The sequence below is a fragment of the Pseudarthrobacter sp. fls2-241-R2A-127 genome, assembly GCF_030209355.1.
Lineage (GTDB): Bacteria > Actinomycetota > Actinomycetes > Actinomycetales > Micrococcaceae > Arthrobacter.
Genome location: NZ_JARVSF010000041.1, coordinates 35,317 through 52,517, shown reverse-complemented (window position 1 = coordinate 52,517; position 17,201 = coordinate 35,317). Strand labels below are relative to the sequence as shown.

The window sequence follows — 17,201 nt, the reverse complement described above, 5'->3', positions numbered from 1 at the left end:
TGCTTCCGGTACCGTGGCTACTATGGCCACACGTACTACTTCCGCGCCCAAAGGTACCGGCAGGGGCAGCTCCGGCAGCAAAGCCGGAAGCTCCGCAGGCCGCGGAACCGGCTCCACAGCCGGCAAAACAGCGCGTGGCGGCTCATCCAGCACCTCACGCACCCGCCAGCTTCCCGCCGTCGAACACCACCAGCCCTGGCTGTTGCGTGTTGTAGGCGGAGCCTGGCTGGGAGTCGGCCACCTGGTGGGCGGGGGAGTGCGCCGGATCGGCCATGACGTCAGCGACCTCCCCGCGGAGGAACGCCGCGACGGTGCCGCGCTGTTCAACCTGGCGCTGGGTGTCTTTATTGCCACCTTCGCCTGGTGGGGCCTGACGGGCTGGTTCCCGGACGCCGTCTACGCCGTGGTCAACGGAACCTTCGGCTGGATCTCGCTGTTGCTGCCGCTCATGCTCTTCGTCTGTGCGTTCCGCCTGTTCAGGCGCCCCGCGGACGGCCGGGGCAACAACCGGGTGGGCATCGGCTTCCTGATCATGACCTTCGCAGGGTGCGGCCTGGCCCATATCCTTGGCGGCCAGCCCACGGTTGCCGACGGCTTCGACGGCCTCCGCAAAGCCGGCGGCATGCTCGGATTCCTGGCCGCCACTCCGTTGGCCGCCATCCATCCCGCCGTGCCGGTGGCGCTCTACGGGCTGCTTGCCTTCGTTTCGCTGCTGATCATCACCGCCACCCCGTTCACCGCCATCCCGCGGCGGCTCCGGGGCGCCTACGAGCACCTCATGGGCATCGACCTGATGGACCAGGAACCCGGCGACGTCCACGACCGCAGCTACCTTGAACGTGCGGCCCCCGCCGCACCACGGAAGAAGAAGCGCAAACTCTTCGGCAAGGACCACGAGGCCGACGCCGGCCTGGAAGGCTACGTGGGTGACGAAGCCTTCGAGCACGCGGTCATCGACGACGACGAGCCCGAGGCCGCGCGTCCGGCGCCCGGCGTCCGGCGCCCCACCCAGGCGGAGGTCGCCGTCGAAAAGATCAAGGCGGCGCAGGGCCTGGGTGCCGGCGCGGCGCCTCCCGCGGAGAACGCCACGGAGGCCATCCCGCTGGTCATTCCCGGCGCCGCGGCTCCCGGGAAACCGGCCGCCGCACCCACGGTGCCCTCGAACCCGGTAGCGCCCGCTCCGCCACCGGTGCCCATCCCGCAGCGGACCGAGCAACTCTCGCTCGCCGGGGACGTCACCTACACGCTCCCTGCCTCGGACTACCTGACCCCGGGATCCATCCCGAAGGAACGTACCGAGGCCAATGACGCCGTCGTCGCCGCCCTGACCGACACCCTGACGCAGTTCAACGTCGATGCCACGGTGACCGGGTTCAGCCGCGGCCCCACCGTCACCCGGTACGAGATCGAACTCTCGCCCGGCACCAAGGTGGAACGCGTCACCGCGCTGTCCAAGAACATCTCCTACGCGGTAGCCAGCTCCGACGTCCGGATCCTCAGCCCCATCCCGGGCAAGTCCGCGATCGGCATCGAGATCCCCAACACGGACCGCGAAACCGTCTCCCTGGGCGACGTGCTCCGCAGCCAGAACGCCCGCCGCACGGACCACCCCATGGTGATGGGCGTGGGCAAGGACGTCGAAGGCGGCTACGTGGTGGCCAACCTCGCCAAGATGCCGCACCTCCTGGTCGCCGGCGCCACCGGTGCCGGTAAGTCCTCGTTCGTGAACTCGATGATCACCTCCATCCTGATGCGCGCCACCCCGGACGAGGTGCGCATGGTCATGGTGGACCCCAAGCGCGTGGAACTGACCGCCTACGAGGGCGTCCCGCACCTGATCACCCCCATCATCACCAACCCCAAGAAGGCCGCCGAAGCGCTGCAGTGGGTGGTCCGCGAGATGGACGCCCGCTACGACGACCTCGCCAACTACGGCTTCAAGCACATCGACGACTTCAACAAGGCCGTCCGCGCCGGCAAGGTCCATCCGCCCGTGGACTCCAAGCGCGTCATCCGGCCGTACCCGTACCTGCTGGTGATCGTGGACGAACTCGCCGACCTGATGATGGTGGCCCCGCGCGACGTCGAAGACTCGATCGTCCGCATCACCCAGCTGGCCCGTGCCGCCGGCATCCACCTGGTCCTCGCCACCCAGCGGCCCTCCGTGGACGTGGTGACCGGCCTCATCAAGGCCAACGTGCCTTCCCGCATGGCGTTCGCCACGTCCTCCGTTACCGACTCCCGCGTGGTCCTGGACCAGCCAGGCGCCGAAAAACTTATCGGCCAGGGCGACGCGCTCTTCCTGCCGATGGGTGCTTCCAAGGCGATGCGCGTCCAGGGCGCCTGGGTCACCGAGTCGGAGATCCACAAGGTGGTGGAGCACGTCAAGGGACAGCTCCAGGCCGTCTACCGGGATGACGTCGCCCCCGAGGCGGAAAAGAAGCAGATCGACGACGACATCGGCGATGACCTCGAGGTGCTGCTGCAGGCCACGGAACTCGTGGTCACCACGCAGTTCGGCTCCACCTCCATGCTGCAGCGCAAGCTCCGGGTGGGGTTCGCCAAGGCCGGCCGCCTCATGGACCTGCTCGAGTCCAGGGGAGTGGTGGGCCCTTCCGAGGGCTCCAAGGCCCGCGACGTGCTGGTCAAGCCGGACGACCTCGCCGCGGTCCTGGCCGCGATGAAGGGCCAGGAAGCACCGGCCGCCCCGGATTCGCAGACCGCCGCCCTCAGTGAAAATGCCAACGCCAACATCGCCCAGGGCGGCTACGCAGAGGACCTGGTGGCCGCGGACCTGGACAAACGGAAGCAGAACGTCGAGTACTACGACGGCTCCGATTCCGCTCCCGGCGGGTACGGCGATGACGACGACGGCTCCGAGGACGCCTGGTCGCTCACAGGACGGTAGGGCCGCGCCGGCGTTGCGGCAGCCCCGGGAAGGTAGCCTAGGAACGTGACTAGCACCGATGCCACCGCCGCCGGCCCGCGCCGTGCCGGGGTCTGGAACCTTCCCAACGTCCTGACCATGATCCGCATCGCGCTGGTCCCGTTCTTCGTGTGGTTCCTTGTGGCAGATGCCCCCGGCCTGCACAGTGAGGCCGGGCCGTGGCGCTGGGCCGCGGTGGCGGCGTTCGCCGTCGCCATCTACACGGACAAGCTCGACGGCGACATCGCCAGGAGCCGGAGCCTCGTCACGGACTTCGGCAAGATCGCCGACCCCATCGCGGACAAGCTGCTTATCGGATCCGCCCTGGTCATGCTTTCCCTGCTGGGTGAACTGCCGTGGTGGGCAACGCTGGTGATCCTGGTCCGGGAATGGGGAATCACGGCCCTGCGCTTCTTCGTCATCCGCTATGGAGTCATTCCAGCTTCCCGCGGCGGAAAGCTCAAGACCGTCGTGCAGACCGCAGCGATCTTCCTATATTTGCTGCCCTTGGGCGCATTTGCGCCGTGGCTCGTGTGGGTTGCTTTCGCCGTCATGATGGCGGCGGTGGCCATCACCGTGTGGACCGGCGTCGAGTATGTCATCGAAGCCCTGCGCCTTCGCGCCAAGGGGCGGCAGGCAAAAGCAGCGAAAGGACAGGAACCGTGAGCAACCTCCACCATCTCGCCGGACAGGCCGTGCGGCAGGCACTTGACGCGGGACTGACCGTTGCCACCGCGGAGTCCCTGACCGCCGGCATGGTCTCCGCCGTCCTCGCCGACACCGCCGGCGCCTCCGGCATGCTCCAGGGCGGCGTCGTGGCCTACCAGAACTCCGTCAAGGAAGGCGTACTTCACGTCCCCGCCGGGCTCCTGGCCCGCGTCGGCTCCGTCGACCCGGACGTGGCACGCGCCATGGCGGCCGGAGCCCGCGATGTCCTCGGCGCCCACCTCGGGGTTTCCACCACCGGCGTGGCCGGTCCGGAGGCGCACGACGGCAAACCCGTCGGGCGGGTCTATGTGGGGATTGCCACCGCCGCCGGTACCGCGGCATTTGAATATTCCTTCACGGGCAGCCGGCCTGACATCCGTGCCGAAGCGTGTGCGGCGGCCCTCGAAAGGCTCCTCGAAGCGATCTCCGCCTGACGCTTGCCCGCTCAAGTTACCGCACGTAAAGTTGCCGGGAACAAAAGCCGGTACCGATTAGTTATTACATTGTGTCGCTTCCGGAGAGCGGAGGCGCCTAGGATGAAACGACCAGACGGTCCGCCTTTCGGCGGACCTGACCAATGAGGGAGCAAGGCGATACAGATGGTAAAGCAGCCCGTATCCGTAAACGGCGTTGTCCGCTGGAAGGATGTGGGCCTCGCCGAACAGGCTAAGAGCGAACAGAAGGAGCGCAAGATGGTGGTACTTCGTCACGAAATCGGTGATGTGCTGCGCGATGTCCGCCAGCGTCAGGGGCGCACGCTCCGTGAAGTTTCGCACAGCGCCCGCGTTTCCCTGGGATACCTCAGTGAAGTTGAGCGTGGCCAGAAGGAAGCCTCGTCAGAGCTCCTGTCCTCGATTTGCTCGGCTTTGGACGTGCCGTTGTCCAGCATGCTTCGGGAGGTCAGCGACCGGGTGGCGGTAGCCGAGGGCGTTGCAGTTCCGGACACCGTACCGCAGGAATTCTCCCAGCGTTACGGCCGTGACCTGGAACGCGACCTCAACGCTGAACTGAACGACGAACTCTCCACAGGCCTTCTCTCCGGCGCCCGTTAGGGGCTGCCCCCACCCGTTGGGTGGGCCGTGGAACAAGGAAGCCCCCGGCATGGCCGGGGGCTTCCTTGCGTGAAGGCGGCTAGCTCTCCTGTGCCGGAGACGCACCCGGTGCTTCCTTCGGGAATCCGTCGGGCTCGTAGGTGGAATTCAGCTTGGCCATGTAGCGGGCCAGTTCCTGCAGGTCCTCAACCGGCCATTCCCGCAGCCGTTCCTGGAAGACCTGGCGCCGGGCGTCCTGGACCTGGTGCATCTTTTCCTCCCCCTTGGGGGTCAACCGGATGGACTGCGCCCGGCGGTCCAGCGGATCGGCCTCCTTGGAAACCAGCCCCAGGCCTTCAAGGAACGCGATCTGCCGGCTGACGGAGGGCTTGCCCACCCCGATGTTCATCGCCAGTTCGGTCAGCCGGATGGGCCCCTCCCGGCGGATCACGGTCAACAGCCCGTACGCCGCAGGCTCCATGTCCGGGTGGACTTCCCGCGACAGCTGGTTCGAAATGGCCCGGGCCCGCCGCCAAAAAAGACTGATCTGGTGCTCGACGTTCTGCAGGGCCGTGTCGGCGGCAGCCTCGACTGCGACATCAGCCGGCGTGCCATCGGGGGAGTTGCTCATGGCAACAATTCTAGGGTCCCCAATCATGAGAGGATTTACCGATGCGAATCAGCGACTACTGGCGGCTCATGGATGACGAGTTCGGCGCGGGCTACTCCCGCGTGCTGAGCAGTACCCTGGTCCTGGCCGGGGTTGGCGGGCGCACTGCGGACCAGGCACTGGCCGCCGGCGTGGAGCCGCGCAAGGTCTGGCTTGCCGTCTGCGACCTCCAGGACGTGCCGGCGGACCGCCGGCTTGGACGGGACATAGCCCCCCGCCGCGACTGACTCCTCCAGGCCACGGCTCATCCGCCGGCCGGCCGGGCCCTCCTGCCGACCGGTCCGGGAACCCTTGCCGGACACGCCGCGCGACCTTCCTCTTCGAATACCTGTTCGGATAACGCTATGCTTTTTCTATTGGGTTTATCCACATAGCCGATGTCCTGAGGCCGGAATGTCAGTGGGTCCCCTTAGCGTCAGAGATGACCAACAAGACGGCCGCACAGGCCACCATCGAGAAAGCAATAGAGGTGTCAACCATGGCGGCAGCCCCGGATCGTGCAAAAGCGCTGGAAGCAGCACTTGCCCAGATTGACAAGCAGTTCGGCAAGGGCTCGGTGATGCGCCTGGGCGACGAAGTCCGTGCCCCCATCGAAGTCATCCCCACCGGGTCCATCGCCTTGGACGTCGCCCTCGGCATTGGCGGACTGCCCCGTGGCCGTGTGGTGGAGATCTATGGGCCGGAATCGTCAGGTAAGACCACCGTGGCACTGCACGCCGTGGCCAACGCCCAGCGGCTGGGCGGCATCGCTGCCTTCATCGACGCCGAGCACGCCCTGGACCCGGACTACGCCGCGAAGCTCGGCGTGGATACCGACGCCCTGCTCGTCTCGCAGCCGGACACCGGTGAGCAGGCCCTGGAAATCATGGACATGCTGGTGGGCTCCGGTTCGCTGGACATCGTCGTCATCGACTCCGTGGCCGCACTGGTTCCGCGCGCTGAAATCGAAGGCGACATGGGCGACAGCCACGTCGGCCTCCAGGCTCGGCTTATGAGCCAGGCGCTGCGTAAAATTACCGGCCGCCTGAGCCAGACCAAGACCACCGCCATTTTCATCAACCAGCTCCGTGAAAAGATCGGCGTGTTCTTCGGTTCCCCCGAAACCACTACCGGTGGTAAGGCGCTGAAGTTCTACGCGTCGGTCCGCATCGACGTCCGTCGCATCCAGACCCTGAAGGAAGGTGCCGATTCGGTCGGTAACCGGACCAAGGCCAAGATCGTGAAGAACAAAATGGCCCCGCCCTTCAAGGTGGCCGAGTTCGACATCATCTACGGCCAGGGCATCTCCCGCGAGGGCGGCATCATCGACATGGGCGTCGAGCACGGCATCATCAAGAAGTCCGGCTCATGGTTCACGTACGACGGCGACCAGTTGGGCCAGGGCATGGAGAACTCGCGCCGGTTCCTTCGCGACAACCCCGAGCTTGCCGCCGAACTGGAGCGCCTCATCAAGGAGAAGCTCGGTGTGGGTGTGAAGCCGGCGGAGGACGAGTCCAAGGACACGCCGAAGCTGAAAGCCGTCGACGGGTTCTAGCCCTTGACCTGGTCTCCCGAGGCGTATCCTCCCGAAGCGCGGCCACCCAAGGCCGGTTCCCGGCGACGCCGCTCCGCCAACCCGGCCCCGGGGGCAACGGAGCGACCCGCCGTACCGGAAGACCCCCTGGCCGAGGATTCCGAACCGGATCCCGCCGGGGTGGCCAAAGCCATCGTGTATCGGCAGCTGACGGCCGCGCCCAAGAGTAGGCTGCAGCTTGCCCGTAAACTGGCTGAACGGAACATTCCGGAGGACGTGGCCAAGGATGTACTGGATAAGTTCCAGGAAGTCCGACTGATCGATGACGCCGAGTTCGCCGATATGTGGGTCAGGAGCCGCTCCCAGTCCCGCAAGCTCGCCAGGGGAGCCCTCCGGCGTGAGCTGTCGGAGAAGGGCATTGACCCCGATACCGCCGCTGCGGCCCTGGAACAGGTGACGGACGCGGACGAGGAAGCGGCCGCCAGGACCTTGGTGGAGCGCAAGCTTCGGCCCGGAACAAACCTGTCAGACCCGGCGGAACGGGATAAGGCAGTCCGCCGCCTGGCGTCCATGCTGGCGCGAAAGGGCTACCAGCCCTCGCAGGCGTTCACAATCGTCAATGAGGTGCTCGGTGCCGTCCAGGAGTCCGACGGTGACCCGCTCCGGAGCCGGTACCCTTAACGGGTGAGTTTGACCATTCCTTCCCCCGAATCCGGTACCACCCCTTCAGCCGAACCCCGGACGGGTCCGCAGCCCGGGGGCCGGGCGCGTACCTACCAGGTGCGGACTTTCGGTTGCCAGATGAACGTCCACGACTCAGAGCGGATGGCGGGACTTCTCGAAGACGCAGGGTACGTTCCCGCGGAGGACGGCCATGCCGACGTCGTAGTGTTCAACACCTGCGCGGTGCGGGAAAACGCGGACAACAAGCTCTATGGAAACCTCGGCATCCTGGCGCCCGTCAAGGCGGCGAACCCCGGCATGCAGATTGCCGTGGGCGGCTGCCTGGCACAGAAGGACCGGGAGACCATCCTCAAAAAGGCGCCCTGGGTAGACGCCGTCTTCGGCACCCACAACGTTGGGGCGCTCCCGGCACTCCTTGACCGGGCCCGGCACAACGACGAAGCCCAGCTGGAGATCCTGGAGTCCTTGGACGTGTTCCCGTCCACGCTGCCCACCAAGCGCGACTCCGTGTACTCGGGTTGGGTGTCCATCTCCGTCGGCTGCAACAACACCTGCACGTTCTGCATCGTGCCGGCGTTGCGAGGCAAAGAGAAGGACCGCCGGCCGGGCGAAATCCTCGCTGAAATCCAGGCCCTCGTGGACGACGGCGCCATCGAAGTGACACTGCTCGGCCAGAACGTCAATTCCTACGGGGTGGAATTCGGCGACCGCCAGGCCTTCTCCAAGCTCCTGCGCGCCTGCGGCGAAATCCAAGGACTCGAACGGGTCCGTTTCACCAGCCCCCACCCGGCGGCGTTTACCGACGACGTCGTCGAAGCCATGGCCGAAACACCCAACGTCATGCCCCAGTTGCACATGCCGCTGCAGTCCGGATCGGACAGCATCCTGAAGGCCATGAAGCGGTCCTACCGGTCCACCAAGTTCCTCGGCATCCTGGACAAGGTCCGGGACAGGATTCCGGACGCCGCCATCTCCACCGATATCATCGTCGGCTTCCCCGGCGAGACCGAAGAAGACTTCCAGGCCACGCTTGACGTTGTTGAAAAATCCCGGTTTGCCACCGCCTTCACCTTCCAGTACTCCAAGCGGCCCGGGACCCCTGCCGCGGACCTGCCGGACCAGCTGCCCAAGGCCGTGGTCCAGGAGCGGTTCGAACGGCTCACCGCGCTGCAGGACAGGATTGCCGCGGAGGAAAACCGGAAGCAGCTCGGCCGCCGGCTGGAGGTCATGGTCACCGCCCAGTCGGGCCGCAAATCCGAGGAAACACACCGCCTCTCCGGCCGGTCCCGCGACCAGAGGCTGGTGCATTTCTCGGTTCCGGAAGGCGCGCCGGCACCCAGGCCAGGCGATCTCGTGACCGTCACCATCACCGAAGCCGCCGCCTTCCACCTGGTGGCCGACCCCACGCTCGAGGACTACAGCCTGCGCCGGTCCCGTGCCGGTGACGCTTGGGACCGATCCCAAGCCGACTCCTGCGGAGCGCCCGTTCCCGGCAGCGGGGCCGGGCAAAAGGGCGTCTCCCTTGGCATGCCCGCCCTGCCGTTGCGCACCCGCTGACCGGTGGTTGCCCCGCCCGTCATCGCCGTCGTCGGTCCCACCGGCTCCGGCAAGTCCGATCTCGCCGTCAACCTTGCCCTGCAATTGGACGGTGAGGTCATCAACGCCGACGCCATGCAGTTCTACCGGGGCATGGACATCGGCACCGCAAAAATCTCCGTTGCCGAGCGCAAGGGGGTGCCGCACCATCTCCTGGACATCATGGACGTTACGCAGGAGGCGAGTGTCTCCGATTTCCAGGAGCAGGCCCGCGGCGTGATCGCCGCCATCCATGCCCGCGGCAAGCGGGCCATCCTGGCCGGCGGCTCGGGGCTGTACGTACGGGCTGCACTGGACGTGCTGGAGTTTCCCGGCACGGACCCCTCGTTGCGCGCCCGGCTTGAGGCCGAACACGCGGAACGCGGCACCGCGGAACTCCTGGCAAGGCTCCGGGCCGTGGACCCCGTGTCCGCGGAGCGGCTCTCTGACGCCCGGCGGATCATCCGGGCCCTGGAAGTCCACGAACTCACCGGACGGCCTTTCAGCTCCTTCATGCCCCGCCGGGAGTACCATCAGCCGGCCGTCCAGGTGGGCCTCAGCGTGGACCGTGACGTCCTGCGGGAGCGCCTGGCAGCCAGGGTCCACCGCATGGTCGACGCCGGGCTGCTGGCAGAAGTCAGGACGCTGGACGCCCAAGGCTTGCGGAGGGGAAAGACGGCCTCCCGGGCCCTTGGCTATTCGCAGTTCCTGCGGGTGGTTGATGGCGCCTCAACCGTGGCGGACGCTGCGGAGGAAACCATCGTGGCCACCCGGCAGTTTGCCCGCCGCCAGCTCACGTGGTTCCGAGCGGATCCCCGGATTACGTGGATGGACTGGCAGGATCCGGAACTTGCCGGCAGGGCCGCGCTGCTCTGCCGTTAGCCGCGGTTTCAACAGCGGTGGCATCCGACGCTACGCTTGGGACCATGAATGCCACCCCCGCCGAAACGTCCGGATCCGCCCTTCGCGCTTTGGGCGGCCTTCGCTTTTCCAAGGGGCACGGCACGGGCAACGACTTCGTGCTGGTAGCCGATCCCGAGGGTACCCACACCTTTGACGCCCACCAGGCTGCTGCCCTGTGCGACCGGCACCAGGGAATCGGCGCCGACGGCCTGATCAGGGCGGTGCCCTCGCGTTACCTGCCCGAAGGCCGCGAATTGCTCGTGGACACGCCCGCCGCGGAATGGTTCATGGACTACCGCAACGCGGACGGTTCACTGTCCGAAATGTGTGGAAACGGGGTCCGGGTCTTCGTCCACTTCCTGCGGACTGAAGGACTGATCGACTTGCCCGACGGCGGTTCACTGGCCGTCGGGACGCGCGGCGGGGTCAAGACCGTTGTCCGGACCGGGAACGACTACGCGGTGGACATGGGCCCTTGGGAGTTCATCTTCCCCGGCGAAGCCAGCGCCAAGGCCATGGATTCCCTGGTCGCCGCCGACGGGCTAGAAGTTCCCCGCCCGGCCTTGTCCGTGAGCATGGGCAACCCGCATACCGTGGTGGCCCTCGCCGAGCTCTCCGAACTTGTCGGCACCCGGCTTTTCACGGCGCCGAAAGTCGACCCCGTCCCGGCTAACGGAACCAACGTCGAGTTCGTCGTTCCGGCAGAGCCCCTCGTGCACGAGGGCGTCGGATCCGTGACCATGCGGGTGCACGAGCGCGGGGTGGGAGAAACACAGTCCTGCGGTACGGGCGCCTGCGCGGCCGCCGTAGCCATCCGGCACTGGGCGGGTGCCGAGGCTCCCGACGTCTGGCGCGTCAACGTTCCCGGAGGCGTTGTCGGCGTGAAGTTCTTCGCCGGACCCGGCGGCCACGAGCATGTTGAGCTCAGCGGCCCGGCGGTCATTGTGGCGAGTGGGACGCTTTCCTGACCTTCAGGATCCGGAAGGACTTGGCGGTCGATTCGCGCGTTACGGTGAAGGAGCTGTCCAGCTCGGCCGCCAACCAGCGCTGCAGGGAATCCGAGCCCAGGTTCTTTTGAACCACCAGCCACGCCGTCCCGCCCTCAGCCAGGCGCGGGAGCCACAACTTCAACAGGGCATGCAGCTCTCCCTTGCCGATCCTGATGGGCGGATTGGACCAAATGGTGTCGAAACGCACATCGGCGTCCACGGCTTCAGGCGTGCTTGCGACCACATTGGACAGGCCCAGCGCCTCGGCATTCTCGTTGGTCAGAGTGATGCACCGTTCGTTCACATCCACCGCGTAGACCCGTGACTGGGGTGCCAGCAGCGCCATGGTGAGGGCCACCGGTCCCCAGCCACACCCAATGTCCAGCAGGTTGCCGTGGGGGTGCGGGGCAGGAACCTCGGCCAGGAGTATGGCCGTACCCTTGTCGATGCCGTCCGGGCTGAAGATGCCCGATGAGGTGTGGAGCTTGCGCGTCCCCCCGGCCAGTTCCACGGTGAGGGGCTTGCGGGTGAAGGGCCCCGCGGGGGACGTGCTGAAATAGTGAGCGGACTCCATAACTGGCCAGAGTAGTTCCCCCTGCAGCGTAAAGGGAAACTGTGCACACACCCCTCTGTTAGGCTAATGGGCATGTTCTTGATCTTTGAGTAGCCGGTACGGGTCCTGCCCGTGCCCGCCGCTGCCCTGCAGAGGCAGCCTGTCCCACCAGCGACGCAGGTTTGCAACCTTCCGCTTGTGCACCGGACCGGACCACTTCGTCCGGGGCCGGCCGCCGGACAATACTCGAACGTCAGCACCCCACTGCGCTTCCTGCCATTCTCCGGCCTCGCCAGCCCCGCCGCCCAGTCGCACGCGGCATCCTGGCCCCGGCATCGAAGCCGGCGGCCCCACCACCAGGAGGACTGCATGACCGCAGGCCGTCAGCCCAGCGCGAATACTTCCCACGTACCAACCAATCGGCACTATTCTGGAACTGCCGAATCTTCAAAGGAGACCATGACCAGCCAGCCAAACACCGGGTCCGATCCAGCCGCCCAGGACATGAGTCCCGAGGAAATCCAGGCTGTCATCGACCGGATTCTCGCCAAGGACGTACCCGCCCGGAATGTCAGCACGCCCCCCGGCGACGGCAGCACCGGAAAAGCGGTGCTCGGCAAGGCCCAGGCCATCTCGCGCCTCGACGAAGAACATTCAACGTTCGACGGCGACCAGCAGGACCTCGAGGAACGCCGGGCCCTGCGCCGCAGGGCAGGGTTGTCCACCGAACTCGAAGACGTCACGGAGGTCGAATACCGCCAACTCCGCCTGGAACGCGTGGTCCTCGCGGGGTTGTGGTCCGAGGGAACGCTCGCCGATGCCGAAAACTCGCTTCGTGAGCTTGCGGCCCTCGCCGAGACGGCCGGCTCGGAGGTCCTCGACGGGCTGGTGCAGCGGAGGGCCAAGCCGGATCCCGGAACGTTCCTGGGCTCGGGCAAGGCGCTCGAACTGAAGGACATTGTCATGTCCACCGGCGCGGACACCGTGGTGGTGGACGCCGAACTCGCACCCTCACAGCGTCGTGGCCTCGAAGACATCGTCAAGGTCAAGGTGATCGACCGGACGGGCCTGATCCTGGACATCTTCGCCCAGCACGCCAAGAGCCGCGAGGGCAAAGCCCAAGTGGAGCTGGCGCAGCTGGAATACCTCCTTCCCCGCCTGCGCGGCTGGGGTGAGTCGATGTCCCGCCAGGCAGGTGGCCAGGTGGGTGGCGCCGCTGCCGGTATGGGCTCGCGCGGTCCCGGTGAAACCAAGATCGAACTGGACCGGCGGCGGATCCGTACCCGCATGGCCAAGCTTCGGCGTGAGATCGCCGCAATGAAGCCGGCCCGGGAGACCAAGCGGGCCAACCGTCGTCGTAATGAGGTACCGTCGGTGGCCATCGCCGGGTACACCAACGCGGGGAAGTCCTCCCTGCTCAACCGGCTCACCGACGCCGGCGTCCTGGTGGAGAACGCCTTGTTCGCCACCCTTGATCCCACCGTCCGCAAAGCGGAAACCGCTGACGGCCTGGGCTACACCCTGGCCGACACCGTGGGGTTCGTCCGCTCGCTGCCCACCCAGCTGGTGGAGGCCTTCCGCTCCACCCTGGAAGAGGTGGCGGATTCGGACCTGATCCTGCACGTGGTGGACGTCTCGCACCCCGACCCCGAGGGCCAGATTGCCGCGGTCCGGAAGGTCTTCAGCGAAGTTGACGCCCGCAAGGTGCCCGAGATCATCGTGCTAAACAAAGCCGATGCCGCTGACCCGTTCGTGATTGAGCGGCTGAAGCAGCGCGAGCCGCGCCACGTGGTGGTCTCGGCCCGCACGGGGGAGGGCATTGCCGAGCTGCTGAAAGCCATCAGCGACGCCATCCCCAGGCCCAGCGTCAAGCTCGAGCTGCTCATCCCTTACGACCGGGGCGATCTCCTCAGCAAACTGCACGAATCCGACGCTGAAATCATCAACCTCGACCACGTTGAGGAAGGCACCAGGGCCGTGGTGATGGTCCGGGAGGGCCTGGCGTCCGAGCTGGAACCATTCGCCCTCAATGACTGACGGCGCGGCCGGGGAAGCTGCGCAGACGGCCGGCGAGCAGTTCGTCATCGAACTGCTCGACCGCGCCGTCGCCGGCATGGGCGGACAAAGCCGCACCGGACAACACGAAATGGCCCGCCAGGTGGCCCGGGCCATCAGCACCGGCAACCATCTCCTGGTCCAGGCCGGGACCGGTACTGGCAAGTCGCTGGCCTACCTGGTCCCGCTCATTGCCCATGCCTTGGAAAGCAACAAGCCTGCCTTGGTGTCTACGGCCACGCTGGCGCTTCAAACCCAGATCGTGGGAAGGGACCTGCCCCGGCTCCTGAAGAACATCACCCCGGCCCTGGAACGGCCCGTCAAAGTGGCCTTGGTCAAGGGCCGGTCCAACTACGTCTGCCGCCACAAGGTGGAGGGCGGGTTTCCCTCTGAGGAGCCCTCGGAAGGCCAGCTGTTCTCCCTGGGCGAGGACACCAGCGTGCCGCACTTCGCTGCCTCTGTGGGCGGTCCGGCCTCCCAGCTGGGCAAGGAAGTGGTGCGGTTGCGGGAGTGGGCCGAGAAGACGGCCACCGGCGACCGTGACGAGCTCCTGCCCGGCGTGACCGACCGTGCCTGGCGGCAGGTGTCTGTGACTTCCATGGAATGCCTGGGGGCCCAAAAATGCCCCATGGCCGCTGAGTGCTTCAGCGAACTGGCCCGGCAGGATGCCGCCGAAGCAGACGTCGTGGTGACCAACCACGCCATGCTCGCGGTCAGCGCCTTCGAGGGGCTCGCCGTGCTGCCCGAGTATGACGTCGTGGTGGTGGACGAAGCGCATGAGTTGCAGGACCGCGTCACCGGTGCGGTGTCCGGGCAGCTGTCCGTCGCCATGGTTCACGCGGCCGCATCAGGTGCCCGCAAGCACACCGCCATCACCGTTGACGCCCTGAACGCGGCCGCCGCCAACCTTGAGCTGGCCCTGGCCGGGGCGCCGAACGGCCTGCTTCCCAATGGCCTGAACGACGAACAGCTGGATTGCGTGGACCAGCTGCGTGAGGCCTGCCGCGCGGCACTGTCCGATTCCAAGGGGGACAGCAACACCACAGCCGACGGCGGCCGGCAGCTCGCCAGGTCACGCCTCATGCTCATCCTGGAACTGTGCGAAAGGCTGCTCGCGGCGCGGGAAAACCGCGAAGTGGTCTGGTTCTCCCGGGCCAGCACCTTCGATCCCGGCCAGGGCTACTCCCAGCCTGACGAGGATGCGCCGGTACTGGTCAACATTGCACCGCTGTCAGTAGCCGGGCGGCTGCGGGAGGGACTTTTCGCCGGCCATACCGTGGTGCTGACCTCAGCCACCCTCGCCATCGGGTCCGCGTTCGAACCGGCAGCGGGCGGACTGGGCCTGATAGGCGACGGAGCTCCCAGCTGGAAGGGCGTGGACGTCGGTTCACCCTTTGATTACCCCAAACAGGGAATCCTCTACGTGGCAGGCCACTTGCCCAAACCCGGGCGTGGTGTTTCGCCGGAGGCGCTGGAGGAGCTCGAGGCGCTCATCAAAGCATCCGGTGGCGGTGCCTTGTGCCTCTTTTCCTCGCGTCGCGCTGCGGAGGAGGCCGCCGACGTCCTGCGGCCCAAGCTCGGCATGACCGTGCTCTGCCAGGGCGAGTCAACCATGACTGCCCTGGTCAAGCAGTTCGCCGACGAGCCGGACACGTGCCTCTTTGGCACCATGTCTCTGTGGCAGGGGGTGGACGTGCCGGGTGGATCCTGCCGGCTTGTGGTGATCGACCGGATTCCCTTCCCCAGGCCGGACGATCCGCTCATGACGGCGCGGTCGCGGGCCGTGGCCCAGGCCGGCGGCAACGGATTCATGTCGGTGTCAGCCACTCACGCGGCAGTCCGATTGGCGCAGGGCGCCGGGCGACTCATTCGGTCAACCGGCGACAAGGGCGTGGTGGCGGTCCTGGACTCTCGGCTGGCAACCGAGCGCTATGCCGGCTTCCTGCGCGGTGCGCTGCCGCCGTTCTGGTCCACCACCGACCGCAGCAAGGCGCTGGCGGCACTCACCAGGCTCGGCGCAGAGGCCTCAGGCTAGGGGCCTGCCGCGGCCGGAGGTGACGGGCGCGGTCAGAGGGACCGCAGCACCGAAACCACTTTGCCCATGATCGTGGCGTGGTCACCGAGGATGGGTTCATACTGCGTGTTCTGCGGGAGCAGCCAGGTGTGGCCGTCGCGCTGGCGAAAGGTCTTGACAGTGGCTTCGTCATCAAGCAACGCAGCGACGATGTCCCCGTTGACGGCGTCCGCCTGGCGGCGCACCACCACCCAGTCTCCGTCGCAGATGGCGGCGTCCACCATGGAGTCTCCGGCCACCTTGAGCATGAACAGCTCGCCCTGACCCACCAGTTGCCGGGGGAGCGGCATGACATCCTCAACCAGCTGCTCGGCGAGGATGGGACCGCCGGCGGCAATCCGGCCAACCAGCGGAACCATGGCGGTGTCCAGCGCGGTGGGCAGTTCCGTTACGGTGGCACCGGGCATCTGCGGCGCTGACGCGGCGATCGACTTCCCGGCGCCGCCATCGAGCGTGAGGGGCATGAGAACCTCCATGGCCCGCGGCCGCTTCGGGTCGCGCCGGAGGTACCCCAGCTTCTCCAGCTGGGACAGCTGATGGGTCACGCTGGACAAGCTGGCCAGGCCCACCGTATCGCCGATTTCGCGCATTGAAGGCGGGTAGCCGTTGTCATTGACGGACCGCTGGATGGTCTCGAGGATCTTCTTCTGCCGCGGGGTAAGCCCCTTTGAGGTCCTCTTTGGTTGCGGGGCCGTCCTGCCCCCGGCGGCTGCTGCTGCCATGTTTGCCAATGCCTTTCGCTTGCCGCCGGATGTTCCGCCCCGCGCCGTACCCCGGCGCCGGCTGAACGGTTGCCCCTGTCATTGTCAGACCCTGCTGTTCAACTTCAGTGGTGGTTGTTCTTGGGTTCCAAGCTAGGCCAGCCACATGGCTTTTTCAAACATTTGTTCTAGCGAGTCTCGACATTGTTCGTTGATAGGTGCTAAAACTTAGAAAGCAAAGTTCGAATATGTGTTCTAACCATTGCGTGGCTTGTTCGAAGACCTGGCCGGAAAAGATCGGATTTTCCGGCAGGCGGGCAGGACGGCAGCGGCGGACACCGGGCAGCACGGCAGGTCCAGGAGGGCTCAGTTCATGTCAGCTTTAACTCTTTCCCACGTTTCCCGTCCGGAATTCCTTACCGCGGAACGCCACATGTCCGCCAACCGGCGGATCAGCGCCGGTCGTGCGCCTTCGCAGGCGCCCCTTCGTCTGACCCGCCGGGGCCGGATCGTCCTGGTGGGAGTTCCGCTCATTATCGTCGCGGTGCTGTTGCTCTCGCTGGCGGGACTTTTCCACTCCCCGGCCAAGGCGTCCGACTCCGCCGCGGACCTCGCCGTGACACCCACGGTGACTGTCACCGTCCAGCCCGGTCAGTCCCTGTGGGCTATCGCCGGGGCCGTGGCGCCGGACCGGGATGCGCGCGACGTCGTGGCAGACATCGTCCAGCTCAACAACCTGTCCGCCGGCGCCGTCCTGCCCGGGCAGCAGCTCTTTGTCCCGAGCCACTGACGAGGGCCTGAGGCCGTCACATTTTCCGG

General features: G+C 66.6%; 16 protein-coding genes. 13 read left to right on the top strand and 3 right to left on the bottom strand.

The annotated features are described in order from the left end of the window. Positions 1-22 precede the first annotated feature (22 nt). The 4 genes from QRN53_RS19140 (at position 23) to QRN53_RS19125 (ending at position 4,686) form a co-directional block, all read left to right on the top strand. Positions 23-2,908, top strand: coding sequence for an FtsK/SpoIIIE family DNA translocase (locus tag QRN53_RS19140; RefSeq protein ID WP_285245386.1), 2,886 nt, complete (start codon positions 23-25; stop codon positions 2,906-2,908). 45 nt (positions 2,909-2,953) lie between these two features. Then, the gene (pgsA, locus tag QRN53_RS19135; RefSeq protein WP_285245385.1) at positions 2,954-3,592 is read left to right on the top strand and encodes a CDP-diacylglycerol--glycerol-3-phosphate 3-phosphatidyltransferase; all 639 of its coding nucleotides are present in this window, start codon (positions 2,954-2,956) and stop codon (positions 3,590-3,592) included. Beyond that, positions 3,589-4,068 (top strand): CinA family protein, encoded by a 480-nt coding sequence (locus QRN53_RS19130; RefSeq protein ID WP_285245384.1) that lies wholly within the window; start codon positions 3,589-3,591, stop codon positions 4,066-4,068. Before pgsA ends, QRN53_RS19130 begins: the two co-directional genes overlap by 4 nt. Before the next feature lie 165 nt (positions 4,069-4,233). After that, complete coding sequence (locus QRN53_RS19125) at positions 4,234-4,686, top strand: helix-turn-helix domain-containing protein (RefSeq protein WP_018763632.1); 453 nt, start codon at positions 4,234-4,236, stop codon at positions 4,684-4,686. A gap of 79 nt (positions 4,687-4,765) precedes the next feature. On the opposite strand, the gene QRN53_RS19120 is transcribed toward QRN53_RS19125, so the two are convergent. Then, the gene (locus QRN53_RS19120; protein ID WP_285245383.1) at positions 4,766-5,296 is read right to left on the bottom strand and encodes a MarR family winged helix-turn-helix transcriptional regulator; all 531 of its coding nucleotides are present in this window, start codon (positions 5,294-5,296) and stop codon (positions 4,766-4,768) included. A 41-nt stretch (positions 5,297-5,337) separates the two neighbouring features. Here QRN53_RS19120 and QRN53_RS19115 point away from each other — a divergent pair, with 41 nt between their 5' ends. The 6 genes from QRN53_RS19115 (at position 5,338) to dapF (ending at position 10,978) form a co-directional block, all read left to right on the top strand. Next, a complete protein-coding gene (locus QRN53_RS19115) occupies positions 5,338-5,562 on the top strand; it encodes a DUF3046 domain-containing protein (RefSeq protein WP_018763630.1) in 225 nt (74 codons plus the stop codon). A 251-nt stretch (positions 5,563-5,813) separates the two neighbouring features. Beyond that, entirely contained in the window at positions 5,814-6,869 is a 1,056-nt protein-coding gene (recA, locus tag QRN53_RS19110; RefSeq protein WP_026265110.1) for a recombinase RecA, read from the top strand. A 159-nt stretch (positions 6,870-7,028) separates the two neighbouring features. Continuing rightward, positions 7,029-7,529, top strand: coding sequence for a regulatory protein RecX (locus QRN53_RS19105; protein ID WP_350224190.1), 501 nt, complete (start codon positions 7,029-7,031; stop codon positions 7,527-7,529). A 3-nt stretch (positions 7,530-7,532) separates the two neighbouring features. Then, positions 7,533-9,089 carry a tRNA (N6-isopentenyl adenosine(37)-C2)-methylthiotransferase MiaB gene (gene miaB / locus QRN53_RS19100; protein ID WP_285245382.1) on the top strand — a complete coding sequence of 519 codons (1,557 nt, stop codon included), beginning with the start codon at positions 7,533-7,535 and terminating at the stop codon, positions 9,087-9,089. Positions 9,090-9,092: 3 nt separating this feature from the next. Further along, entirely contained in the window at positions 9,093-9,989 is an 897-nt protein-coding gene (gene miaA, locus QRN53_RS19095) for a tRNA (adenosine(37)-N6)-dimethylallyltransferase MiaA (RefSeq protein ID WP_285245381.1), read from the top strand. A gap of 44 nt (positions 9,990-10,033) precedes the next feature. Then, positions 10,034-10,978 carry a diaminopimelate epimerase gene (dapF, locus tag QRN53_RS19090; protein WP_285245380.1) on the top strand — a complete coding sequence of 315 codons (945 nt, stop codon included), beginning with the start codon at positions 10,034-10,036 and terminating at the stop codon, positions 10,976-10,978. On the opposite strand, the gene QRN53_RS19085 is transcribed toward dapF, so the two are convergent. Beyond that, entirely contained in the window at positions 10,950-11,573 is a 624-nt protein-coding gene (locus QRN53_RS19085) for a class I SAM-dependent methyltransferase (protein WP_285245379.1), read from the bottom strand. The genes dapF and QRN53_RS19085 overlap by 29 nt on opposite strands. A 438-nt stretch (positions 11,574-12,011) precedes the next feature. Here QRN53_RS19085 and hflX point away from each other — a divergent pair, with 438 nt between their 5' ends. Next, on the top strand, positions 12,012-13,589 hold the full coding sequence (hflX, locus tag QRN53_RS19080) for a GTPase HflX (protein WP_285245378.1): 1,578 nt from the start codon (positions 12,012-12,014) through the stop codon (positions 13,587-13,589). Then, entirely contained in the window at positions 13,582-15,642 is a 2,061-nt protein-coding gene (locus QRN53_RS19075; protein ID WP_285245377.1) for an ATP-dependent DNA helicase, read from the top strand. Before hflX ends, QRN53_RS19075 begins: the two co-directional genes overlap by 8 nt. Positions 15,643-15,674: 32 nt before the next feature. On the opposite strand, the gene lexA is transcribed toward QRN53_RS19075, so the two are convergent. After that, positions 15,675-16,403, bottom strand: coding sequence for a transcriptional repressor LexA (gene lexA, locus QRN53_RS19070; protein ID WP_285245376.1), 729 nt, complete (start codon positions 16,401-16,403; stop codon positions 15,675-15,677). 412 nt (positions 16,404-16,815) lie between these two features. On the opposite strand from lexA, the gene QRN53_RS19065 reads away from it, so the two are divergent. Continuing rightward, complete coding sequence (locus QRN53_RS19065) at positions 16,816-17,172, top strand: LysM peptidoglycan-binding domain-containing protein (RefSeq protein ID WP_285245468.1); 357 nt, start codon at positions 16,816-16,818, stop codon at positions 17,170-17,172. Positions 17,173-17,201 lie beyond the last annotated feature (29 nt).